Raw genomic sequence first — 23,542 nt, 5'->3', positions numbered from 1 at the left:
GGAGGTCACTGCGTCGCCACCTCGTCAACTGCCCCCGCACCCCTCATGGCACGCCTGAGCAAGGCCATCGGCGTATTCGTTGATGCGTTGAAAGAGAAGGAGTCTGGCTCCTCTGCGGTTGCTGGGGGTCTGCAACTGGCCGATGGCGGCGACCACGGGCTTGGTACTTTGCTGCGCTTCGCGGAGTGCTTGGACCGGTGGACTGTGCAAATGGTCACCCTGGGTGACACGAGCCCACACAAGCGCGGATACCGCAGCCCGGGTCACGGGGGACTCCACATTGGCATGGCGGACCAGGCCTGCCGCGAGGCCAGCAAGGTCCTCGACAGGGACTTGCCAGGTACTCAGCCTTCGACGACGCGCGGCGAAATCCACGCGCGAGGCGTCGGCGTCCAATCCTTGCGCGACGCTCTCGACCGCCGTCTCGAACAGCGGCCACAGGCCGCCGGGCAAGAGGCTTTGCTTGAGTACGGTCAGGCTGCGTTGGGCGGTGGCCCACGGCATTCCCAGGATCGCAGCGCAGTGTGGCCAAGTCCCGCCGCCGGCCATTTCGACGAGCTTGAGGGAAGCTACTCGGCGTAGATGGCGTGGCTTCCATACATCTCCGGGATTCCACAGGGACGTCAGATCGCCGAAGTGTGCAGCGAGCCAGGCCTCTGGCAAAAGAGCAGGGACATGCTCGATTCCGAAATGGCACTGACGTGAAGGAACGTGCTTTCTGGCGTGGTGATGGCCGCCAGCGCGGTTGAAGCCAAGGGACCGCTGGGCCAGGGCCCTTGACAGCCCTGGGGAGACGTTCATTCGCCGGAATCCGGCACTGGTGTTCGCCTCATTGCGTGTGAAAGCGGCGGTGGCGAGCGGCTGGATCCGCTCACGAAGGCCCGGGCCGTCCTGGTCCCGGTCGCCGAGCAGGGTGTCCGCGGCCAGCAGCAGTGCTGCGCACTGGGCCGGGTCTTGGGGAGCGGCCCATGCATCACGGACGCGCCTACCAGGACTGCGGTTCTCGCGAAGGGCTGTCCAAGCGGCAACGTGGCGGGCAATCAGTTCGGCTACGGCGCTGGAGGGGGCGAAGCGTGCACTGTCGGGCCAGCTGAGCCGGATGAGTTGGGCGGCGGCGATCAGGTCGGAAAAGAAATGTTGGTCTTGGCTTGAGTCCGTGCCGCTGGTTCCGGGTGAGTGTTGGGCGCGTGTCAGATTCCGATCGATGCGTCGTTGGAGGGCAAGCATCATGACAAGGTCGCTGTCCGGTTCCCCGGCTACGCAGCCCGTCTTGTCGAGTCGCGCTGCACACAGCGGTGTCCGGACGCCGGCACCGACAGTTCCGGGCGCGAGGTGGTGGCGGCATTGTGCCGGGTGAAGTCCGCCGATCGTGCGCTGTGTGATGAGCCCTTGCCGCTCGGTGTTCGACGGCCGGTTCGGATGACCTCCACACTGTGGACAGCCACACTCCAGGAGGCGGCTGTGGGTGGTACACGCGAAGGAGACCGGGATATGCCAGCGCAGTCTCCACGGGCCCCCATACGCGTTCTGGATCGCACTTCCGTCTCCGGCCAGGCAGTTGGGGCAGTAGCGGCTGGACAGGCTGAAGGCCCAGGTGCGTCGGGCGGAGGCCATGTTGCGACTGCCCCCCACGCGCATGGTGGCCAGCGGCGGATAGGAGGCGGCCATGGCTGACAGGGTGAGCGCGTCGGGTTCGCCCACGCGTAGAGATGCAGCTGCCATGAGAGCCTTCATGGACTCCGCGGGCAGGGCGATCAAGTACTCGGCGGGCAGTCGGTGTTGATGGCGGCTCAGTCCGCACAGGGCGGCGATCCTGGCCGGCGAGCGATCCAGTCGGTAGGCCAGACGCAAGAGCAGGCCTGGCAGGGACTCTTCCGGCAGTGGGGCGAGGCTCCGCGCCAGTGGACGTGTGGTCAATGGACCTGGTCCTGTTGTCGCACGGAATCAGGGGTGGTCCAGTTCGGCACTTCGATTCGCAGGTCAGATCCTTCGTCGCAGGCTCGGGCGAGTCGGGCAGCGTAGGCCGCGAGCCGACGACTCAGAGTCGCATAGGACCGCCTGCGCTGATTCCTGTTCGCGAATAGCCCTGCCTCTTCGGTCAGTCGGTGGGGAGAGTGGGAAGCGGAGCGGCGATGCGTCACCGTCGGGCTGTGAAGGTAGCTCGCCTCGTTGACCATGCACCAGATTACGGCCTCACCGACTCGGGGGTCCCCCGTAGCCTGGCGCTGCTCAAGACCGGGGACCCCGTCGCACAACGTCTTCCAATCTGCGAGTGAAAGACGCCAGTCGGCTGTTGTACGGCGACGGTGGGCGTAGTCGATGCGACGGTTCTGCCCATCCAAACGACGTGCGACCAGGTCGACCGCGTCCTCGAACACAGGCCAAAGGCCGGGAGTTGTCAGATGCTTGCCCAGTACGTTCATCGTTCGGCGTGCACTGCTCTGAGGGATCCCTAGGGTCTCCGCGCATGCATGCCATGGCTGACCGCAGACCAATTCGGCAAGCCTCAATGAGCCAGCCCAACGAAGGTGGCGCTCCAAGATCGTGGTCATCTGGGGCATGCGGTGCAGCAGAGGCTGGAAATGCTCGTTAAACCAATCACTTGGGAGGAGGGGAGGGATTTCGTCGGTGCGAAAACGATACGAATTTCGGACGGCACGCAGTGTGGAGCGATTCTGGAACCCGTACACCCGCTGCGCGGTGGCGCGCAGCAAGGTAGCCGAAACGTCATTGTTCTTAAAGAGCTTGTCGCCGACGGACTTCGATCGACGGTGCATTTCGCGTGCGAGTGGCTCGATACGCTCACGCAGTGAGACAAGGTCCCGATCGCCGAGTGCAGTTGCGGATGCGAGCAACAGGGCCGAGGCATGCGCCGTACCGCGGGGCGCGTTACGCCGGATCTGAACTCCGCGTTGTGATGGGTCGTGCATATAGGGCGTGGCGTACTCGTCCACAAGGTCCGCCAGCGCGGTAGACGGCAGGAGCGAGGCGCCTTTGGGCCAGCTCAGGGTGATCAGTCGTGCGGTCGTGATCAGGTCGGGGAAGTAGGTATGCGGTGTCTGCTCGTCGGCCGTACAGTGCAATTGTCCTGGGTCTAGCCGCAGGTTCAGGTTGTGTTGGAGATCGAGGATGCGCTGCATGTCCAGTGGCGACAGCGCGGCAGCTTCCCTCAGGGCGTCCAGTCGTGCGCCGCACGGCGCGGCGCGGGCCCGCGGCTTGAGCGGTGGGCTGGGAGCGCGGTTGCGGCACTGGCCCGGGTGCAGGCCGGAGACGTGGGGCATCTGGACAAGGCTGTATCGCCTGATGACGCGTCCGCTGAGCGGCTGGGTGCATGTGGGGCAGGTGTTCTCGAGGAGGCATGAGTGCTGCATGCAGGCGAACGTGACGGGTAGGTGCCAGCGCAGCTGCCAGGCACCGCCGAAAGCCTGCTGCACGGGCGTGCTGTCACCTCGTAGACAGCCGGGGCAGTAACGGCTGTCAGGATTCGTGGCCCAGTTGATGTGTGACTTCGAGCCGATGTCGACCTCGTCGGCACGAAGCTTGGCAAGCGGTGGGTAGGTAGCGGTGAGGCCCTGCAAGGTCAGGGCGCGGACCTCGCGCAGGGTCAGGTGTGCGGCCCGGGCCAGTCGTTCGGCGGCGTCCGGGTTCAGTCCGCGAAGCTGTTCCTGGGGAATGCTGTCGCTGCGGCAGGTCAGACCGCACAAGTTTGCCAGACGGTGCGGAGTCGATCCCATTCGGTAGGACAGGCGCAGGAGGAATCCGGCCAAGGATTCGCCAGGCAACGGATCGAGGCTCCGCGCGAGCGGACGGAGAGTCGATTGGATCACCCGGCGAACTCCGCTGCCGGTCCCGCGTCGTCGTAGACGGTGTTCCTGCTCTTTGACTTCTTCTTCGGCCGAGACTCCACCGGCGGGATCAATGGCTGTTCACCGGAATCGGCGTCCAGGTCGGGAAGATCCGTCGGGCTGACGGCACAGCTGTTCAGCAGCTCCTTGGTCAGCCGCTCACTGCCGTCCTCGATCGCGACTCGGCAGCCTCGCTGGACCAGCTTCTCCAGGAGCCCGACCACCCCGTTGGTACGCTGAAACAGGTATTCCGGCATGGATCCGGAAGTCAGCATGCCCTCGGTGTCGTGCAGGAGCCGCAGGCTCTTCTCCAGCGCCGCCAAGTGATCGACCCAGGCCTTGATCTGCCCGGGAGTGTCGTAACCGAACGCCTGTAGATCGATCATCTCGAAGCGCCGCTCGTGCTGGGTCGCAGCGTCCGGATTGGGGCTGCGCCCGCGGTCCTTGACCGGAGGAATGACCCACCGCTTGATTACCGGATCGAACCGACCGCGGCGCAATAGCCCAGAAGTGGGGATGCCGACACCAACCAGAATCAGAGTGACGGACATGCTCATCACCTCCAGAAGAAGGTCCAAGACGTCCTGGTCGCTCTCGCGATGCAGCTTGAGTCGCGTGATGTCGTCGATCACCAGAGCTTTGGTGGCGTGCGCGGCGATGGCTGCGTTCACCGTCCGCACGAGGTCTTCCTGGCGCATGTTCTTGTAGTCCTCGCCGTAGAAGTCGAGGATGCGTTGGCAGGTGGAAACAGGGGTCGCCTTGACCGGGCAGCGCACATACGCGACGGGAGCCAGCAGATCTCTTGTGCCGGCCATGGCATCCGGATTCATGTACTCGTTCACCTCCAGCCATTCTTCCTCGAACGCCGCGATCGCCGCACAGACCGTCTCCGTCTTTCCCTGGGCGCCACCACCGTTGACCATGACCCCGGTCCGGATTCCGGCCTTGTGGCTGTAGGCGCCGTCCTCGATCCGTGCTTTCACCAGCCATGCCACAGCCTCGCTCATCGGGGTGGACTGCACTGGCAGGCTGCTGTGAGTGGCCAGACGATGAAGGTCGTGAATTCGGCGTCGGCGGGGCGTCAACTGCAGATACTGCTCCATGCTCAGTACGGGTGCCGGCATGAATAGCTCACGGGTACGCACCCACCGCTGCCAGCCCTCCACCCGGGTCCGGTCGATAGGCGGCCCAGGCAAGAACGAAGCGACTGCGTTGGTGGACGACTTGCTGCGCTCACTCACGGCCGACCGCCAGGCTCAGCGGCAGAATCCTTCTCCTCGTCGAGCAAGTCCATCAGGCTGCGCCCCCGCAACCGCTGGCTAAGGGGCGACGTCGCGGCCGGCTTCTCGGGGACCGACTCTCGTCGGCGTCGACGCTCGCTATCGATCGCAGCCTGGCCCTGCTCGGCCCGCTCGCGCCAACGCAACGCGACGACATTGTGGACCTCATCGCCCTGGTGGGACACAAAAGGTGCCACCTCGTCGGCGCAGGCAGCGACAGGGGCTGGCTTCGGTCGGTCGGCAGCCGCTGCCGCAGCTTGGGCCACTTCGCGGGCATGCTCGGTCCGCTGAGCCTTCGTCAGGCGCGTGGGCCACTGCTCGACGGGAACGTTGTCTCCGATCAAGTCCAGCAACAGGGGCAGCAGATCCTTGTCGGACTTCGGTTTCAGCCCCTGAGCGCGTAGCTCGCGCATCACTTGCCGCACACGGGCGTCACTGAACGTGGGCACCCGGCCCTCGTCCGGAAGGCCCACCCAACGCAACTGATGCCATTCATGGGTGAGCGGATCCTGAAAGAAGACGAAACATGGATCACGTGGATCCCGGTGGAACACGTACTTGTTCTTCGCCGCCCCGCCCCGGCCCGAGGGACGGAAGCGCCATTCGTCCAGTGCCTCCCCGTCGTACCAGAGGTTTCGGATCTTCACGCCACGGCGGCCGTGAATCATCACCCGATGGGTAGGAAGCAGTTGGTAGTACAACTCCGCGGGTGGGATCTGCAGTGCGAAGCCGCCCTGGGCCATGGACGCGGCGAACAGGGTGTTCGGACTGTGATCTCCGGCAGGATCCCAACTGGGCGCGTAGGAACCGAATCTGCGGTTCTGCCAGATCTTGACGACCCAGGTGGCAATCAAGTGCTCCATCTCCGCCACGGTGATGCATGCGTCGCCTTCCGGATCGATGCCGCGATCCGAGCTGTCGACGCCCTGATAGCCCGGAAGGATCCGGAACAGCAGGGACTGGATCGCGCCGAAGGCCCGCTCCACCGCCTGTTTGTCGGTCGGTCGCAGGACCCGACTCGGCCGGATCGTCGCACCGATTACCCGCTGCACCTCGATCAGGTGGTGATTCTTGTAAACCGAGCCGTGGTCGGTGGTCACGGTCTCCGGGGCGAAGAACGGTAGCCCGGCGACCTTGCCACCAGCGAATTCCGCGACCACGGTGCCAGGGACCCCGGGGTAGGCCCACTCCATCTCCTTGCCCCAGTCTGGTCGCATGGGCAGGGGCATCATGACGTCCCGCAAGATCATGGCGACGTCTACGGAGGTGTCTGAGACCAACGTGAGTCGGAAAGCCACGATCGAGTGCGTGTATACGTCCAGAGCCAGCGTCAGATGCACCGACACCGGGTCGCCAAAGACCTGCTCGCGGACTTTGACCGGGAGGATCGTCGTGTCGAGTGCCACCACCTGGCCGGGCCGGCTCACCACTACATGTCGACCTGTAGCCACCGCCTGTGCCCGGGCAGCTGAAACGGCATAGCGCTGACGGGCTCCGGATGATCCGAACCACTCCTTCCACACGACCCTGAGCGTTTCGTAGCTGGGTACCGGTTCGTCCTCTCCGAACACCTCGCGGACGTACTGATGGATCAACCGTTCACGGTCCTTCGCCGTCAGCTTGGAGCGGTGCAGGGTTTCGTGCCGCACCGCAAAGATGGCCTCACGTACCGCGGCTGAGATCTGGCGGCCGGTCGCCTCCCGTAGCCAACGGTCGTCTGCACATCCGATCGGACCGAAGCGTCGGCGGTCCAGATCCCAGCGGATCAGGGTGCGGTAGCTGACCTTGTCCAGGCAGTTGGCTGCGGCCAGGTCCGGGTTGCGTACCGTCTCCTGCCTCAGTTCCCGCACCTTGGCATGGCGTCGCTCGGTCAGCGTTGTGGAGTCCGGGTCGTATTGCGGCTTCGGCTCTCCGGGGAGCGCCATCAGCGGGTCGCCGCTGCGAAATCCGGTCTCCACTTCCCGCAGATGCTCCACGCGCAGCATCACCAGGGGCCGCTTGTCCGGTGGCAGATCGAGAACGCCTTTTGGCTGCCTCCCGCGGTTGGCGGCCGGAAGGTCCTTCCTCGTCCGTGTCGATGGCCGGATGTTCGGATGGTGCAACAACTGCCGAACCGACGTCTTCCACGGCTCATGCTCAGGTCGGACCAGCACCACCTTTCCGACTTGGGGCTCAAACGCCTCCACGGTCCATGGCAAGCCGTTCACGATGAACTCGTTCCCCGGCGAGAGATCCCAGGCAAGCGCCGTCGTCACTGCCACCAGCTCCCGCTCGTCGAGCGCCGGGAGGGAGACCGTCGGATTGTGCTCGCGTCAGTTAGAGGGCCGGTGATTTGCAGGCCCAATCGGCGGTGCCACAGCAGATGCATTGCATGAGCCCGGGCAACGGCCTCCAGGCTGCAACGCGCGACCAGGGTCCCGAATGGCTGTGGACCGTCTTCTGCCGCCAGAAGCAACTGCTCCTGGAGTTGCAGTGGGTCGGTCAAGCGCCTTCTACCGGCCGAGAACGTATCGATCAGGCCAACTACATGGTCGCGCCAACCAGCAACGACCGCATAATTCCACCCGGCAACCAGTGCGACCTCGGCAGCAGCGGCGAACTTGATGTCGTCTTCAGGCTCGATCCGCTCCGAAGGCCGCACGTCGATGAGCCACGGCGTGCCATCGGTCAGCAGAAGATAGTCCGGGATGTGTTCGACACTGCCGTTGACGCTTCGGAAGCGCAGACGGAACGGCTGAGCAAGAGCCTCCACCAGAGAACACGAGAAGTCCGCTGCCAGAAGGAGGAGTTCCTCCTCGAAACTCTCGAAGCCATGGTGCCGCTCGGTACTGACCAGATATCCGAGGCCGGGGCGATGCCACTGATCGGTACGCCAACTGAAGCGGCGGACAGGAACACTCGAGAGCAAGTCGACCTCGCCCAGGTCCCTTACGGCACAGCCGACCAACGTCCGCCCGAAGCGCCAGGCCGTAGTCCATCGGGCACTCCAGTCGGGCGGCATGACCAGTTGACCGACCGCATCAGCCGAAATGGCATGCATACGGGCGAGATCGTGCAGTGTTGATGTGTCCGACCAGGGGACATCAGCGCTCGATGGGCCAACTGGCGCGTGATCGAGCAGCGCGGGCTGGGGAGCCACGTCTCCGCCTTACATGCCGAGAGTGCGATGGGAGGGCGAAGATCATCGTAGAGGTCATTGGATCTCCGTCGCGCCAGCGCGCCCGGCGTTGCCAGCAAGGATTCGCGGCATCGGTGTCGAAGGGTCCAGGCAGACGTACCGACGCGCTGAGTTTTCACCGGTCACGCCAGTGAAAGGTGACAGTGTAGGCGCAGGCGCCCAGGCCGGGGATGAGGTGCTGCAAGGCAGCGACTCCGAGCAGAGGAGGGCGGCCGGTCTGGTGGTGCGCTCACAGCAGCAGCGTCGTTGGCCATGAGGAGACCGTGGAGCGCTCTCGGGTGAATGATCCGGCGGCGCCCTGGGGAGAATCCGAGGTGACGTCGTGGTGGGGGATGTGCCGATGCAGACGAGTGAAGGAGCGGGAGGGGGCCTTCTCCGGCGCAGGGCAGGAAAATCAATGAGCCTGTACGGATGTGCCAAGAATCCTCGGCAGACCGCGCACCGTGCTGCTGAAGCTGGTTGGCAAAAGCGCAGGTCAACCTGATGCTCAGGAGACACCTAGCGGCTGTGGTCACATCTGCGGGCATGACGGGTGATCCGGGTCTGTTCGGTCCAGGTTCCGTGACCTGGCAGATGCACGGTGACCCGATGATGTGGGTCGCCGGAGTCCGCGCGCTCTACCTCCAGGCACTGCATCCGCGCGCGGTGCGCGGCGTCATGCAGAATTCCGACTTCCGCAACGACGCGTGGGGCCGGCTGATGCGGACCGCCGACTTCGTCGGCACCATCACCTACGGCACCACCGAGGCGGCCGAGCGGGCGGGTGCCCGGGTGCGGAAGATCCACAGCATGCTCGGGGCGACCGACCCGGACACCGGCGAGCGCTACGGCGTCGACGAACCCGAGCTGCTGCTGTGGGTGCACTGCGCCGAAATAGACTCCTACCTGCACGTCGGGCGCCGCTCCGGATTCCGCCTCACCGACGAGCAGGCCGACCGCTACATCCGCGAACAGCGGGCCGGCGCCCGCCTGGTGGGCCTCGCTCCGGACGCCGTACCCGCGAACCAGGCGGAGATGGCCGCCTACTTCGAGAAGGTGCGCCCCGAACTCGCCGCCGGACCCGAAGCGCGCGCGGTGGACGACTTCCTCCTCCGCCCGCCGACGCATCCCCTGCTCATACCGGCGCGGGAGGTGGTGTGGCGGCGTGTGGCACGACTGGCGTACGCCGCCCTGCCGCCGTACGCCCATGAGCTGTACGGCAGACCGGCCCCGCAACCCGCCGTGGTCACCCGGCAGTTGCGTGCCACGGGCAACCTGCTGCGCTGTGTTCCCGCCCAGGTGCGCTGGCAACTGCCGCCCAAACACATCCTCCGGGCGATGGCCCGCCTCGGCCCCGGCTCCCGCCCGGCACCGTACAAACTCGGACGATAGGTCGCCATACTGGACGGGCAACGAGGGCAGTGTCACGGAGGGGGCCGACCGACCGTCGGCGGGGATCCGTGACACAGCGGGCGGGGCGACCATCGACGGGGGCGACAGCACGAGATGGCGGAGACCAGGCTGATCCAGGGCCGGTACCGGCTGCTCGATCTGATCGGGCGCGGGGGCATGGGCGAGGTGTGGCGGGCGCGCGACGAATCGCTCGGCCGCCTGGTGGCCGTGAAGTGCCTCAAGCCCCTCGGCCAGTCCCACGACCAGTCCTTCACCCGCGTCCTGCGCGAGCGGTTCCGCCGCGAGGCCCGGGTGGCCGCCGCACTCCAGCACCGCGGCGTCACCGTCGTCCACGACTTCGGCGAGCACGACGGCATCCTCTACCTCGTCATGGAACTCCTGGAGGGCCGCAACCTCAGCCAGCTCCTGGAGGACAACAAGCACCACCCGCTGCCCGTCCCGGACGTCGTCGAGATCGCCGACCAGGTCGCCGCGGCCCTGGCCTACACCCACCAGCAGGGCATCGTGCACCGCGACCTGAAACCCGCGAACATCATGCGGCTCACCGACGGCACGGTGAAGATCTGCGACTTCGGCATAGCGCGCCTCGGCCACGACATCGGCTTCACCGCACGGCTGACCGGCACCGGCATCGCGATGGGCACCCCGCACTACATGTCGCCGGAGCAGATCAGCGGAACGGAGGTCGACCGGCGCAGCGACCTGTACTCGCTGGGCTGCGTGCTGTACGAGATCGCCACCGGGGCACCGCCCTTCGACCTGGACGACGCCTGGGCGATCCTCATCGGCCACCGCGACACCCCACCGCGGCCGCCCCGCGGCCACCGCGCCGAGCTGCCCGAGTACTTCGAGAAGGTCATCCTGGACCTGCTGGCCAAACGGCCCGAACAACGCCCGCACGACGCCCGCGAGCTGTGCCGCAGGATCGACGCGGGCCGCACCGCACGGGCGTATGTGCCGACGGTCGTGACGCCCCGGCCGGACCTCCGCCCGCCCGAGCCCGCACCGCGTGAGACCCGGCTGCCGTCCTGGACCCGCTCCATGACCACCGGGCCCAAGGCGACCGGCGCCGGCATCGTCACCGCATCACCGGACGCCGCAGCGGGCCTCACCGGGGAATGGATCGCGCGCCCGGCCACCGGCCGGGCCGAGGAGCCGGTGCCGGACGAGCCGCCCGCCCCTTCCGCGGCGACCCTCCTCGCGCTGGCCGGCCGGCACAACGCGGGCCTGAGCCTCGGGCGGCTGGGGCGCTGGGCCGAGGCGGGCGAGGTGCACCGCGCGGTCGCCGCCGAGCGCGAGCACCTGCTCGGCCCCGACCACCCCGACACCCTCGCCAGCCGCTACGAGGTCGCCTTCACCCTCAGCCGCACCGGCCGCGCCGCCGACGCCCTGCGCGAGTACAAGCACGTCGCCGCGGCCCGCACCCGGGTGCTCGGCGCCGACCACCCCGACTCGCTCGCCGTCCGGCAGGAGATGGCGTACGTCCTGGGCCAGTTGGGGCGGCACTTCGACGCCCACCAGGTCTATACGTCGGTGCTCGCGGCCCGGGAGCGCACGATGGGCGCCGACCATCCCGACACCCTGCGCTGCCGCCACAACCTCGCCTTCAGCCTCAGCCGCCTCGGGCGCCTGGAGGACTCGTACCGCATGGCCTGCGACGTGGCCGCCGCGCGCGCCCGCGTACTCGGCCCGAACCACCCCGACACCCTGGTCACCCGCTACGAAGTGGCTTACGCGCTGGGCCAGTTGGGCCGCTGGCCGGAAGCCCTGCAGACCTACGTCGAAGTCGCCGAAGCCCGCGCGCAGGCACTCGGCCCCGACCACACCGACACCCTCGCCGCCCGCTATGAGGTCGGCATCAGCCTCGGCCGCCTCGGGCGCAGCGCCGACGCCCTCAAGCTGTACCGCGAGCTGATCGACGACCGTGCCCGCGTCCACGGCCCCGCCCACCCCGAGACCCTGCGCGCCCGCCACGGCCTCGGCGTCAACCTCGGCCGCCTCGGCCGCTGGGAGGAGGCCCTCGCCGAGTCCCGCGACGTGTGCGCGATCCGTGAGCGGGTGCTGGGCCCCGACCACCCGGACACCCTCGTCAGCCGCCGTGAGGTCGCCGTCGGCCTCGGCTGGCTGGGCCGCTGGGCCGACGCCCTCACCGAATACCGGCGCGTGGCCGAGGCCCGCGAGCGCGTCCTCGGCGCCGACCATCCCGACACCCTCGCCAGCCGCAACGACGAGGCCCACTGCCTGGAACAGCTGGGCCGGGGCGCGGAGGCGGTCGAGCTGTACCGCAGAGTCGCCGCCCTGCGCCAGCAGCGCGTGTCCGGCGCTCAGTGACCACGGGTGACAAATTCCGCCACATACGGACCGTGAATTCACGACCAGTGTGATCAGGCCAGGCCGCGCTGAGCAAAACCCCTCCACCGATTCGGCGGCTCGGGCACAATGAGGCCACTCTCAGCGTCAAGGGGGATGGCCGATGAGTGTGAGGCTGGACGCGCGCGACTTCGAACGAACGGTGAGAATTCTCGGGGGAATGCCGGACTTCCGTACCGTACGCAGTCGTGTGGACTTCGTAACAGATGTGTTCGCGGGAACTCCCCGCCGGGATGATGTGATCGCGTCCCTCGACATCGACGGAGCCCCGCGAGGGGTGGCCGTCCGGGTCGTGGACCGGCTCCAGGCCTTCGGACAGGACGAACCCGGCAGGGAAACGCTGGGAGTGCTCGTCAACAAGATGATCGCCTATCTCGGCGGTGGGGACGATGCCGAGTATCTGCGCGAATTGCTGGCCCGCTATCCGTTCACCGTCAAGCCGAGTGCCGACCGCGGCCCCTCCGGCGACTGGCGCGGCCGGGAAAACGACGACCAGGTCGCGGAGAAGATCATCGGCGAGAACACCCTCAGGGACATCGCCCTGCTCGAACTCGCCCTGGAGGCGGCGCGGGCCGTCGTCCGCGTCGTCACCCCGAGGTGGGTCGGCACGGGATTCCTGACCACCGGGGGCCTGCTCGTCACCAACCACCATGTGATCGGCGACAGCGGGACGGCCGAGGCCAGTACCTACGACTTCGACTACCAGCTCGACGGACAGGGCCTCGAACGGCCGGTGCAGACTCGGCGGTGCAAGCCCGGAGGGCTCTTCCACACCAGTGCCCGACTCGACGTCACGATGATCGAGCTGCCCGACATACCGGACGGAGTCCGTGCTGTGCCACTCGTGGCCGAAAGGGTCTTTGCCGATCAGCGCGTGAACATCATTCAGCATCCCGGCGGCCACTACAAGAAGATCTCCATGCAGAACAACTTCGTGGTCTATGCCGACCGCAGCGTCATCCAGTACACGACGTCGACGCAACCGGGTTCTTCCGGATCACCCGTGTTCAACAATGAGTTTGAGGTGGTCGGAATCCATCACAGCGGGGGAATGCTGAGGGAACCGAACAGCGAGAAGCGGTACCTGAGAAACGCGGGAACCACCGCCATCGCCGTTCTGGAAGACATACGAATGCATTCCCCAGAGCTGGCCGAGAGGCTGCTGGGGTAGCAGTCATGGTGCATCCGGGGTCGAATCCCTTCAGCGACGCGGTCGATTTTCTGAGCAGACACTTCAGGACGCGCGAGAGCCGTGATTCCCTCATCCCTCTGCTCTACGGCTGGGAGGGGCTGAGCACCATCCAGTTCGAGGGGGCCGCGAAGGACTTCTCCGCCCGGCTGGTGGGACAACTGCCGCTGGACCTGCTGCAACAGGTCCTGCGCGAGGTTCCTGTCGGAGTCGAACAGCAGGGGTGGGTCGAGACGCTGTGCCGACGGCTGGAGTCCCGGGGCGACGACCCGCCTGTCTCCGACCCGTTGGCCGAACTGCTCACGGCGCACCCGCCCGCTGCCGGCACCGACGACGGGCCGCCGATGGTGTTCCACGCCACGCCCATGCCCACCCCCGCGCTCAGAGTGCCGCCGCCGGCGCTCACGCCCGCCGGGCCCGCGCGGAGCTTCCGGGAGATGCTCGCCGTGGAACACCCGCTCCTGCTGGTGACGCATTTCGCGGCCGATGTACGTCCGTCCCTGCGGGAGTTGGCGGGCCAGGACGGTCTGTGGCTCGACGGCGCTGCCTGGCTCATGCCGGACGACCTCCGGCGCGGCGACTCGGGCAGCCGTACCGCGGCGGAGCCGAACGCGGCAGCCGAGCCTTCCCCAGGGAAGGAACGCGCACCGACGCTCATGGCGGTCGACTTCTCGGCGGCCCCTCCAGAACACGTGCTGGCCGACCGGGCGGAAACCCCGCCCGAGGACCCCACGGCCCGGATCCTCGATTTCCTCGCCTGGGCACGGACGAGAGGTCATCAAGTCGTCCTGGGCATGCCGCGGTTCGCCCTGGCGGCGCTGGACACGGACCGGCTCAGGCCGGCCTCCGTCCAGATGCTCGCCGCCGCGGACCTGTTCGCCGAGGAGTACCGGCACCGCGCGGAAAGCTGTGAGGAGCGGCTGGGCAGGAAGCTGCCCTTCAGAGAGGTACTGCATCCGCTGCTCAGCGCGAACAGCGTCACGCTGCCCGCAGTCGCCGCGAACCTCCTGAGGGCTCTCCCGGCAAGCCGGTCCTGGGCGGGGTCTCCCATCGACGACCCGGCGAAGACAGCACTCGTCCTGGAGTTGGCGCGCGGACTGTGTGAGGCCGGCTTCCACGAGATCGCCTACCGTTTGGAGGGACACTGCCGGACCCGGCCGCAGGCACGCGGAGTGATCTCGCTGACGGCTGATCTGTGGCCCGCACCGGAGGCGGAACCGGACGAACAGGTCGTCGCCTTCGTCGAGTCGGTCACGCAGGCTCCGGCCCTCACCCGCCACGGGACCCTCATCGGCGGCACCGGAGCGGGCAAGACGACCTCGCTGCTCGGCATCGAACACGCCTGGTTCCTGCCCCGGTTCGAGGAACACGGCCTGCGCGTCCGTCACCACCTACCGCTGTACATCCCGCTGGAAACCGGTCCGGAATCCGACCTCGCGGGACGCGTCGAGGCGCATGTGGCGCGCAACGCGTTCGCGAGCTTCACGTACCGGAACCAGCGCTACCTCCTCCCGTGCCACGACCTGGTCCGGACCCGGGGGAAGCTCCACCACCTGCACTGGCTGTTCAGCTCACCTCTGTACCTCCTGCTGGACGACGTCGACCGGCTGTCCGCATCCGCCCGGGACCGGCTGCGCGCGGACCTGGACACGCTGCGCGCGGGTGGCTCGGACACAGGAACGCTGGTGGCCTGCCGGACCGAGCGCACCGCGCTGGTCCTGGGGTCCAGGAACATGACGGTCCGGGAGCTGAGCGAACAGCAGGTCACCGAAATCCTCGCGCAACGGCACGGCGATCCCTCACTCGTCGATCTGCTCGCAGCCGGGGGCGGTTCGGTCTCGCGTCATCTGCGCAATCCGCAACTCCTGAGCCTGCTGTGCGAACTTCGCGCGACGGACCGGACGTTGCGGAACGCCAACCTCAGGACCATCCTCGATCTGTATGTCGCCCGCCGGCACGAACGGCTCGCCGACACCCGGCAGGCGCCGGCGGTGGAAGACTGGCTGGCCCGGGTGGCGCTTGCGCTGAAGAAGGCCGGGCAGCACCGTGTGACCGTTCGGACGGAGGACGGGGAGGCGATCGCCACCGGGCGGCTGCTCGGACTGCTGCGGGACACGGGCGCCCCGGACGTCGCGGAATTCCGGTTCGATCTGCTGCGGGACTACTTCGCCGCCCGCCAACTGGCCCAGGGGTTCCACAAGGCGGGCTTGGCCGCCGCGGTCGACGCCCCGGAGGCCTGGGAGGACGTCCTGCGCATCCTGGTCGCCCTGCTGCCCGGGAAGGACGCCGAACGGCTGGTCGAACTGCTCGTGCGGGGCGGCGCCCCGCGACTGGCGCACGAGTGCGTTCTGGAACTCGCCGCACCGGGGCAACGGGCCGTCGGCGCCACGGTGCCGGCCCTGCTGCGCAAGACGGCACGGGACGAGAAGGACCCGTTCCCAGGGAAGGACCACTTCCTCCGGATCGACGAAGTACGCGCACTGGGCCGCCTCGATCCCCGTGTCTCGGTGGGGTCGCCGCTGCGCAACCTCGTCGACGTGCCGCGCACCGGACCGGTCGAGCCCTTCCGGATCGGCCGCTACCCCGTGACGAACATGGAGTTCGCGGCGTTCGTGGGCGACGGCGGGTACGAGCAGCGAGCCTGGTGGGACGAGCGCGGCTGGGCCTGGGTCCGCAAGCAGAAGATCCGCTTTCCCCGCTACTGGCTCAACAGCCGGCTCAACGCCCCCAACCAGCCCGTGACCGGGGTCAACTTCTTCGAGGCCACCGCGTATTGCGCCTGGCTGACACAGCGCAACGGCGGCCAGCTCTTCCGGCTGCCGTCCGCTGCGGAATGGGACAGCGCCGCACATGGCAGGCTCCGGATCTCCCGCGGGGTGCTCGGCGCCCTGGTCCCGGCCGAGCAGCCCGCCCGACCCCGCGGACTCCGTCTCTTCCCACGAGCCGAGCGGCAGGGCGTGTCCGGCACACGCGCCCCGGTGGACCGGACGGAGGCGGTTGAGGGGCTGGTCAAGGCGGTCAAGGAGCACATGGATCAGATGGACCTGACCGCCGTCGCCCCGGAGTACGGACCGGGGTTACCGGTGGGCCTCCTCCCGCCGAACGCAAGAGGGGTGCACGACCTGTTCGGAAGTGTGTGGCAGTGGTGCAACACCTCACTGAGGCTGATGTCGGCGACCGAACAGGAACTGCGGGACCTGGCCGAGGGCCCCGAAATCGGTCCCGCCGCGTCGATCGTCGTGAAGGGCGGAGTGACCCCGCCCTCACACAGTCCCGTCTGGTCCTTGATCGGCGGATGGTTCGATCCACATGTCCGATTCCATCAACTCGGGTTCAGGGTGACGTGCCGTACTCCGCAAGGCGGTACGGGGGCGAGGGGATAGCAGAACATGGATGGTTACGGTCAGGTCGGCGACGTCGCCTTCGCGCTGGCGGATCCGGTCGAGATCCCGGCGAACACCTTCATCGGACGCACCGCGGAACTGGAGCTGTGCCGGGTCGCCTGGGGCATCCGGAAGGACGGCAGGGAACTCATCGACAGCAGTGTGCCGCCGCTGCACTTCCGGCTGGAGGGCGCCCCCGGACTCGGCAAGAACGAGATCGTCTACGAGATCGCCCGGCAACTGGAGATGCCGCTCTACATCGTCCAGGGCCATGAGGAACTCACCCCTGAGGACCTGGCCCTCCTCCTGACGCCCAGTCCGGAGGACTCCTACGGCCAGTCGATGGCCCTGACCCTGCGGGCGAGCCCTCTGGCGACCGCCCTGTACGAGGGCGGGCTCTGCTTCTTCGACGAGATCAACCGCGTACCCGAGCGCACACTGAGCCCGCTCGCCTCGGTGCTCGACGGACGGCAGTACGTCTCCTCGGCGATGGCGGGCATCAACATCGGCCCGAAGGACCCGGAGGCGAAGAAGCACTTCCGGTTCTGCTGTGCGCTCAACCCCTCACTGAGCAACTCGGGTCATGTGCTGCCGGAGTACATCGAGCAGCGCACCCTGCCGGTCATCGAGATCACCACTCCGCCCTTCGAGGAACTGCGCAGGATCGTGCAGACCGCCCTGTCACCGTCGCCCGACTTCCTGGACGCCTTCGAATCCTGGTACCTGCGGGAGGAGCGGCTCGACGTTTCGGTCCGGCAGGCGGTTGCGCTGATGAACTACGCCATGAACTACGACCAGTACGGCGGTGAGCCGCGCGCGAATCTCTTCGAGCGGATCGCCGGCATGGTCCTCGGCCGGCGCACATGACCGGTGCGGGGGACACGCCCATGGGCCTGCCGTACATCCGACAGGGCGAGGTCTGCATCGTGCCCGTCATGCGCCACCACCTCACCTTCGCCGTCCAGGTCCAGCGGGCGGTCCACGAACTCGGGCTCGGACGGCAGGACCTCGTCGCGGTCGGGCTGCCCGAATCCGTGCGAGGCCCCATGCTCCAGGCCGTGAAGGGGATCCCCCGCGTGTCCCTGGTCGTCTCGCGGGTGCGCGACAGCGACCAGCACGAGGTCTTCCCGGTGACCCCTGCCGACGGCATGGTCGAGGCGGTACGGATCGCGACCGAACGGGACATCCCGCTGGCCCTCGTCGACCAGGAGATGGCCCCGGGACACCTCCTGGACCGCTTCTGCATGGCGGACGAGGAGTGGCCCGACGACGGACTCGCCCTGGAGCACGGCGCCGAGTGGTACCTCGCGCTGATCGCCGAGCGACTGGCTCGCCCGCCGTCCCGCTTCGAACCCGTGGATACCTGGCGGGAACTGCACATGGCGGCACGGCTCCAGGCGTTGTATCCGCGGTACCGCCGCATCCTGTTCGTCTGCAACGCGACCCATGTGGCCGCCGTGCGGCGCCTGCTGACCCAGCCGGCGCTGACGATCGACGGCGACCCGTCGCTTCCCGACGCCCAGTACGACATCCGGCAGCCGAGCCTGCCGATTCTCCTGCGCTATCTGGACCACATTCCCCGCTTGGTCCAGCGATACGAGGAATACCGGAAGGAGAACCGGGCGCACACCTTCGACAAACATGAGGCCTTGCTGGAACTCATCCATCAGCTGAGCGAGGAGGCGACCGACCTCAAACTCTCCATACGTCACTACCAGGTCTTCTCCCAGGTGCTGACCAAACTCCTGGAGGAGGAACAGCGGATCTCGCCGAGCTTCGAAGCGATCCTCACGGCATGCCAGGCCTGCTTCAACAAGCCGTTTAAAGAACGCGTCTACCGGAGTCTGCTCGGCTATCACGACCAGGTGCGGGTGGAACGGATCGGCCGCATCAGAAGCACCCGGGAGACCCTGTTCGAACTCGCCACGACCACACCCCGCAACCATCGGGGCCCGGTCTTCGTGGCCCGGAACTGCGGGCAGTACGACCAGTTCTTCGAAGTGCTGGGGGCCACGCGGGAGGAGTGGGACGAGGAGGCCTCGGGGCTGTCCGCGGACCTGCTGCCCCTGGAGACCGTCGACTTCGGCCCGGCGACCCCGCCACGCGCGCCGAGTCCCAGACTGAACAGATGGCCGCAGGGCTGGGAGTCGTCGACCTGGCCGCCCACGGACGAGTTCCTGGAGGAGGTGCGGCGCAAGGCCTTCGACTTGGCCAGGACGCAGGACGACCGGCAGATCAAAAGCATGGAATTCCAGGGGGCGTTGCACAACGGTTTGGATTTCCGGCGAACGCTGCGCAGCCACTACAAAGGGCAACCCAAGCTGTACGTACGGCAGGAGCGGCGGTCTCGAAGATTCGTCGCCGACCATGCCGAGCCCATGGTCTGGCTCTCCGACGCCTATGAATCTGGCGACCTCGGCGACCCTTCTCACATGATGGAATACATACTGGCGGGAGCCGAGCCCGAACCGACACTGGTGGCTGAATGGTTCTGCGGCAAGAAGCTGGACTTGCTACAGAAGGATTACAAGAACCGGCACGGTGAGCCGGTCACCGTCAGCGCGTGGGACATCCACGGGCGGGCGAATTTCAACGGCTGGGTGCTCACCATGGAGGAGATCCGCAAGCAGCTCGGGGACGACCTGACCAGCCGGATGCCGCAGCATACGACCCTGCTGAACCTCGATCTGCGGAGCCTGCTCCTGCCCGGGGTGCCGGGGCCCGAACTCGACTGGGGCCGATGGTGGGAAGTCCTCCTCGCGGTGGCTCTCCAGTACGCCAAGGAGGCGGTCCTGCTGATCGCCCCACATCACTTCGTCGTGCCCGCCCACATCAACGCGCAGGCGGCGGCGAGCGGCAAGCGGATCGCCCACATCTCCACCGCCGGATTCACCCGTGAGGAACGGCGCAAGATGGGCATCGCGTATTTCCTCGAACACCGGTATCCGAAGAAGCGGCTCGATGCCAATGACCCCGTGCACCGCGCCTATCTCGTGGATCGGTTCTCGGACGTCATGAAGCAGTTCTGGGGGTGAGCGGCGGGCCTCGATTCCTCTGGCTGACCTAGATCACCACGTGTTAACAAGAACCATGACCGCACATGAAGAACCCGGCACGCACCGCACCTACGACGCCGTCATCGTCGGCGGTGGCCACAACGGCCTCGTCGCCGCCGCCTACCTGGCCCGCGCCGGACGCTCCGTGCTGGTGCTGGAGCGGCTGGACCACACCGGGGGCGCCGCCGTGTCCACGCGTCCGTTCGCGGGCGTCGACGCACGGCTGTCGCGGTATTCGTACCTGGTCAGCCTGTTGCCGAAGAAGATCGTGCGGGATCTGGGGCTGAACTTCCGCGTACGCGGGCGCACCATCTCGTCGTACACGCCCGTGGAGCGGGACGGCCGGCCCACGGGACTCCTCGTCGGCGGCGGCGAGCGACGCACTCGGGAGGCCTTCGCCCGGCTCACCGGCGGCCAGGCCGAGTACCAGGCCTGGCAGCGGTTCTACGGCATGACCGGCCGCGTCGCCGAGCGGGTCTTCCCGACGCTTGTCGAACCGCTGCCCACCCGCGACGAACTGCGCCGCCGCATCGACGACGAGGAGGCCTGGCGCACCCTCTTCGAGGAGCCCATCGGCGCCGCGATCGAGGACCGCTTCACGGACGACCTGGTCCGGGGTGTCGTCCTCACCGACGCGCTGATCGGGACCTTCGCCGACGCCCACGACCCCTCGCTGCGGCAGAACCGCTGCTTCCTCTACCACGTGATCGGCGGCGGCACCGGCGCCTGGGACGTACCCGTCGGCGGCATGGGCGCCCTCACCGACGCACTGGCCGCCGCGGCACGCAACGCCGGCGCGGTCATCGCCACCGGCCACGAGGTGGAGCGGATCGCCACGGACGGCCGTACCGCCGAGATCACCTACCGGACGGCCGACGGCGAAGGCGTCGCCGCCGCCCGGCACGTCCTGGTGAACGCCTCACCGCACGCGCTCGCCGCCCTCACCGGCGACGAGCCGCCCGCCCCCGCCGAGGGCGCCCAGCTCAAGGTGAACATGCTGCTGAAAAGGCTGCCGAAGCTGCGCGACAGCTCCGTCGACCCGCGGGAGGCGTTCTCCGGCACCTTTCACGTCGCCGAGGGCTACGAGCAGCTCGCCGCCGCGCATGCCCGGGCCACGGCCGGTGAGCTGCCCGCCGCCCCGCCCTCCGAGATCTACTGCCACTCGCTCACCGACCCGACGATCCTCGGGCCGGACCTGGTCCACCGCGGTTACCAGACGCTCACCCTGTTCGGCCTGCACACGCCCGCCCGGCTCTTCGCACAGGACAACGACGCCGTGCGCGCCGAACTGCTGAAGTCGACGCTGGCCCAGCTGGACGCCCACCTGGCCGAACCGCTCGCCGACTGTCTGGCGACGGACGGGGAAGGGCGGCCGTGCATCGAGGCGAAGACCCCGCTCGACCTGGAGCGGGACCTGCGGCTGCCCGGCGGCAACATCTTCCACCGCGAACTCGCCTGGCCCTACGCACAGGAGGACACCGGTCCCTGGGGCGTGGAGACCCGGCACGCCAACGTGCTGCTGTGCGGAGCGGGCGCGGTACGCGGGGGAGGGGTGAGCGGGGTGCCGGGGCACAACGCGGCGATGGCGGTGCTGGCGAGCCCGGGCGGCTGACCCGCCATGACAGGTTGCCGGGGCGGCTGACCGGTCATGACAGGTTGCCGGGGCGGCTGACCGGTCATGACAGGCTGCCGCCGTCGACGCGCAGGTCCGGGCCGGTGACGAAAGACTTCGACCACCCGCTGATCGGGCCCGTCGCCGTCAACGGTGACGGGCCCGACCGGCGGGTCGTCATCCTCACCGGCACGCCCGGCACGCCCGGCACGCCCGGCTCGACGGCTGAGGAGGCGCTGCGGCCGCCGCCGGTCGCGGGCACGCGGCGCCTCGACGTGCCGGGCTGAACCGGCGTCAGTCGGCCGACCTGGTCCAGCCCGTCGCCTCGATGCGGGCCGCGTCCGCCGGGCGGGAGTCGTCGAAGAGGACGTCCTGGGCGGTCCGCACGCGCAGTCCGTCGACGTACGCCCCCCGGCCGACGTACAGCCGGTCGGTGGTGTAGCGCCAGCGGAGCGAGAGCCGCCGGGCGGGCGGGAGGCCGGCGGTGAGGCGGTGCCAGACGCGGCCCGACCAGCCGGTGACGGAACCCGCCGGGTGCTCCCGCGGCTCCTCGGCGTGGCGCGTGGTGGTGAAGGGGACGGGCTGCCAGGTGGCCCCGCCGTCGGCCGTGGATTCCAGGACGAGGACGTCCGAACGGGGTTCGGTGTCCCACCACAGGCCGCAGGCGAGTTGCACGGTGCCTGCCGTGGTGTCGAGGGCGGGGAGTGCGAGTGTCGCGGCCGTGTTGCTCGCCATGCCCGAGAACCAGGCCGTACGTCCGCGCGCCGGGCGGACCGGCACGGCGCGCGCCATGTTGTTCGCGGCGGCCACCCGGGGTGCGGAGCCGGAGCGCCAACTGCGCACGGGGTGGACCGAGTTGCCGAGCACGACGAGGAAGGAGTCGGTCGTCGGGTCGAGGACCAGCGAGGTGCCGGTGAAGCCGGAGTGGCCCGCGGTGCGCGGGGTGGCCATCGCGCCCATGTACCAGTGCTGGTAGAGCTCGAAGCCGAGGCCGTGCTCGTCGCCGGGAAAGGCGGTGTTGAAGTCGGTGAACATCAGCTGCACCGACTCCGGTTGGAGGATGCGGGCCCGGCCGTACGCGCCGCCGCTCAGCAGCGTCCGGGCGAGGACCGCGAGATCCCACGCGTTCGAGAACACCCCGGCGTGGCCCGCGACCCCGCCGAGGCTGAAGGCGTTCTCGTCGTGCACCTCACCCCATACCAGCCCCCGCTCCAGCCCCGACCAGGGCATGCGGGCGTCCTCCGTCGCCGCGATCTGCGGCTTCCAGGAGGCGGGCGGGTTGTAGCGGGTGCGGTGCATGCCGAGCGGGACGGTCAGTTCCTCGCGGAGCAGGGTGTCGAGGGTGCGGCCGGTCAGATGCTCCAACACCAGCTGGAGCGAGATCAGGTTGAGGTCCGAGTAGAGGTAGGTGCTGCCCGGAGGGTTGAGCGGCGCCTCGTCCCAGATGAGTTGGACCTTCTCCTCGTACGTCGGTGCGCTGTAGAGCGGGATCCAGGGGCGGAAACCCGAGGTGTGGGTGAGGAGTTGACGTATGGTCATGTCCTGCTTGCCTGCGGCGCCGAACTCCGGCAGGTACGACGCGACCTTCGCCTCCAGCTCCAGGGCGCCCCGCTCGATCTGCTGCACGGCGAGGATCGAGGTGGACAGCTTGGAGACGGAGGCCAGGTCGAAGACGGTGTCCTCGGCCATGCGGAGCTGCTGCTCCGGCGGGAACTCGACGCCGGTGTCCGTCTTCTCGTCGTACGCCGAGTAGCGCACCGCCATGCCGATCGGCTCGTGCAGGGCCACCGTGCCGCCCCGCCCGGCGAGCAGCACGGCGCCCGCGTACCAGGGGTACTTGGGGGAGGGGCCGAGGAACGTCTCTGCGTCGGTGACGAGTTGTCGCAGATGGGCGGGGAGCAGACCGGCGCGTTCGGGTGAGCCGTGCCGCAGGGTGGGGTGGTGGTCAGGGGGTACGGCGGCTGCGGCGGGACCGGCGGGGAACGGGGCCAGAGCCAGCGCGCCACCCACGGCGAGCGTCCGTCGGGCCAGTTGACGGCGGGTCAGCCCGCCTTGTCCGCCCGGCACTGCGTCTTCGGTCATCGACAAACCTTCCGCTGAGCCGCCTGAAAGTATCTTTCCGAATTGCCCTTGCGCAGTGAAACTTTTATGTCAGGCGGGTCGGGTGTCAACGGGGCGTCGCTCATAAAAGATCTGACGGAACGTCAGAAAAAGCCTTCCGTCGTCCGGAGGACTGC

Annotated in this window: 14 protein-coding genes; 8 read left to right on the top strand and 6 right to left on the bottom strand. The window is 68.0% G+C overall.

Annotated features, from left to right (window positions below; translation table 11 throughout):
- Positions 1 to 24: 24 nt before the first annotated feature.
- The 5 genes from GFH49_RS34510 to GFH49_RS34490 all read right to left on the bottom strand — a co-directional run bounded on the left by GFH49_RS34510 (position 25) and on the right by GFH49_RS34490 (position 8,264).
- On the bottom strand, positions 25 to 1,917 hold the full coding sequence (locus tag GFH49_RS34510; RefSeq protein WP_155059999.1) for a TniQ family protein: 1,893 nt from the start codon (positions 1,915 to 1,917) through the stop codon (positions 25 to 27).
- The gene (locus tag GFH49_RS34505; protein WP_196218219.1) at positions 1,914 to 3,827 is read right to left on the bottom strand and encodes a TniQ family protein; all 1,914 of its coding nucleotides are present in this window, start codon (positions 3,825 to 3,827) and stop codon (positions 1,914 to 1,916) included. The genes GFH49_RS34510 and GFH49_RS34505 overlap by 4 nt, the downstream gene beginning before the upstream one ends.
- Positions 3,824 to 4,948, bottom strand: a complete 1,125-nt coding sequence (locus tag GFH49_RS34500) for an AAA family ATPase (RefSeq protein ID WP_230396657.1) — start codon at positions 4,946 to 4,948, stop codon at positions 3,824 to 3,826. The genes GFH49_RS34505 and GFH49_RS34500 overlap by 4 nt, the downstream gene beginning before the upstream one ends.
- A 134-nt stretch (positions 4,949 to 5,082) precedes the next feature.
- Complete coding sequence (locus GFH49_RS34495) at positions 5,083 to 7,386, bottom strand: transposase (RefSeq protein WP_230396656.1); 2,304 nt, start codon at positions 7,384 to 7,386, stop codon at positions 5,083 to 5,085.
- Positions 7,377 to 8,264, bottom strand: a complete 888-nt coding sequence (locus tag GFH49_RS34490) for a TnsA-like heteromeric transposase endonuclease subunit (protein WP_155059997.1) — start codon at positions 8,262 to 8,264, stop codon at positions 7,377 to 7,379. The genes GFH49_RS34495 and GFH49_RS34490 overlap by 10 nt, the downstream gene beginning before the upstream one ends.
- Before the next feature lie 564 nt (positions 8,265 to 8,828).
- On the opposite strand from GFH49_RS34490, the gene GFH49_RS34485 reads away from it, so the two are divergent.
- The 8 genes from GFH49_RS34485 (at position 8,829) to GFH49_RS34450 (ending at position 21,592) form a co-directional block, all read left to right on the top strand.
- Positions 8,829 to 9,674, top strand: a complete 846-nt coding sequence (locus GFH49_RS34485) for an oxygenase MpaB family protein (RefSeq protein ID WP_155059996.1) — start codon at positions 8,829 to 8,831, stop codon at positions 9,672 to 9,674.
- A gap of 114 nt (positions 9,675 to 9,788) precedes the next feature.
- A complete protein-coding gene (locus tag GFH49_RS34480; protein ID WP_155059995.1) occupies positions 9,789 to 12,026 on the top strand; it encodes a serine/threonine-protein kinase in 2,238 nt (745 codons plus the stop codon).
- 142 nt (positions 12,027 to 12,168) lie between these two features.
- Positions 12,169 to 13,236, top strand: a complete 1,068-nt coding sequence (locus tag GFH49_RS34475; protein ID WP_196218218.1) for a trypsin-like peptidase domain-containing protein — start codon at positions 12,169 to 12,171, stop codon at positions 13,234 to 13,236.
- Positions 13,237 to 13,241: 5 nt separating this feature from the next.
- Positions 13,242 to 16,637, top strand: a complete 3,396-nt coding sequence (locus GFH49_RS34470; RefSeq protein WP_155059994.1) for an SUMF1/EgtB/PvdO family nonheme iron enzyme — start codon at positions 13,242 to 13,244, stop codon at positions 16,635 to 16,637.
- A 6-nt stretch (positions 16,638 to 16,643) separates the two neighbouring features.
- On the top strand, positions 16,644 to 17,504 hold the full coding sequence (locus GFH49_RS34465; RefSeq protein WP_155059993.1) for an AAA family ATPase: 861 nt from the start codon (positions 16,644 to 16,646) through the stop codon (positions 17,502 to 17,504).
- Positions 17,501 to 19,672 carry a hypothetical protein gene (locus tag GFH49_RS34460; RefSeq protein WP_155059992.1) on the top strand — a complete coding sequence of 724 codons (2,172 nt, stop codon included), beginning with the start codon at positions 17,501 to 17,503 and terminating at the stop codon, positions 19,670 to 19,672. The genes GFH49_RS34465 and GFH49_RS34460 overlap by 4 nt, the downstream gene beginning before the upstream one ends.
- A gap of 55 nt (positions 19,673 to 19,727) precedes the next feature.
- On the top strand, positions 19,728 to 21,305 hold the full coding sequence (locus tag GFH49_RS34455; RefSeq protein ID WP_196218217.1) for a phytoene desaturase family protein: 1,578 nt from the start codon (positions 19,728 to 19,730) through the stop codon (positions 21,303 to 21,305).
- A gap of 104 nt (positions 21,306 to 21,409) precedes the next feature.
- Positions 21,410 to 21,592: a hypothetical protein gene (locus GFH49_RS34450; RefSeq protein WP_155059990.1), complete on the top strand. Its 183-nt coding sequence runs from the start codon at positions 21,410 to 21,412 to the stop codon at positions 21,590 to 21,592.
- Positions 21,593 to 21,599: 7 nt separating this feature from the next.
- On the opposite strand, the gene GFH49_RS34445 is transcribed toward GFH49_RS34450, so the two are convergent.
- Entirely contained in the window at positions 21,600 to 23,387 is a 1,788-nt protein-coding gene (locus tag GFH49_RS34445) for a serine hydrolase domain-containing protein (RefSeq protein ID WP_155059989.1), read from the bottom strand.
- Positions 23,388 to 23,542: the final 155 nt, after the last annotated feature.

It is taken from the genome of Streptomyces blattellae, from assembly GCF_009709555.1.
In the GTDB taxonomy this organism is placed as follows: Bacteria; Actinomycetota; Actinomycetes; order Streptomycetales; family Streptomycetaceae; genus Streptomyces; species Streptomyces blattellae.
This window is presented reverse-complemented; position numbering and strand designations above follow the sequence as displayed.

Excerpts from the sequence above, each read along its gene's own strand:
- GFH49_RS34500 (WP_230396657.1), bottom strand. The coding sequence starts at position 4,948 with ATGGAGCAGTATCTGCAGTTGACGCCCCGCCGACGCCGAATTCACGAC.
- GFH49_RS34485 (WP_155059996.1), top strand. The coding sequence starts at position 8,829 with ATGACGGGTGATCCGGGTCTGTTCGGTCCAGGTTCCGTGACCTGGCAG.
- GFH49_RS34480 (WP_155059995.1), top strand. The coding sequence starts at position 9,789 with ATGGCGGAGACCAGGCTGATCCAGGGCCGGTACCGGCTGCTCGATCTG.
- GFH49_RS34475 (WP_196218218.1), top strand. The coding sequence starts at position 12,169 with ATGAGTGTGAGGCTGGACGCGCGCGACTTCGAACGAACGGTGAGAATT.
- GFH49_RS34470 (WP_155059994.1), top strand. The coding sequence starts at position 13,242 with ATGGTGCATCCGGGGTCGAATCCCTTCAGCGACGCGGTCGATTTTCTG.
- GFH49_RS34465 (WP_155059993.1), top strand. The coding sequence starts at position 16,644 with ATGGATGGTTACGGTCAGGTCGGCGACGTCGCCTTCGCGCTGGCGGAT.
- GFH49_RS34460 (WP_155059992.1), top strand. The coding sequence starts at position 17,501 with ATGACCGGTGCGGGGGACACGCCCATGGGCCTGCCGTACATCCGACAG.
- GFH49_RS34455 (WP_196218217.1), top strand. The coding sequence starts at position 19,728 with ATGACCGCACATGAAGAACCCGGCACGCACCGCACCTACGACGCCGTC.
- GFH49_RS34445 (WP_155059989.1), bottom strand. The coding sequence starts at position 23,387 with ATGACCGAAGACGCAGTGCCGGGCGGACAAGGCGGGCTGACCCGCCGT.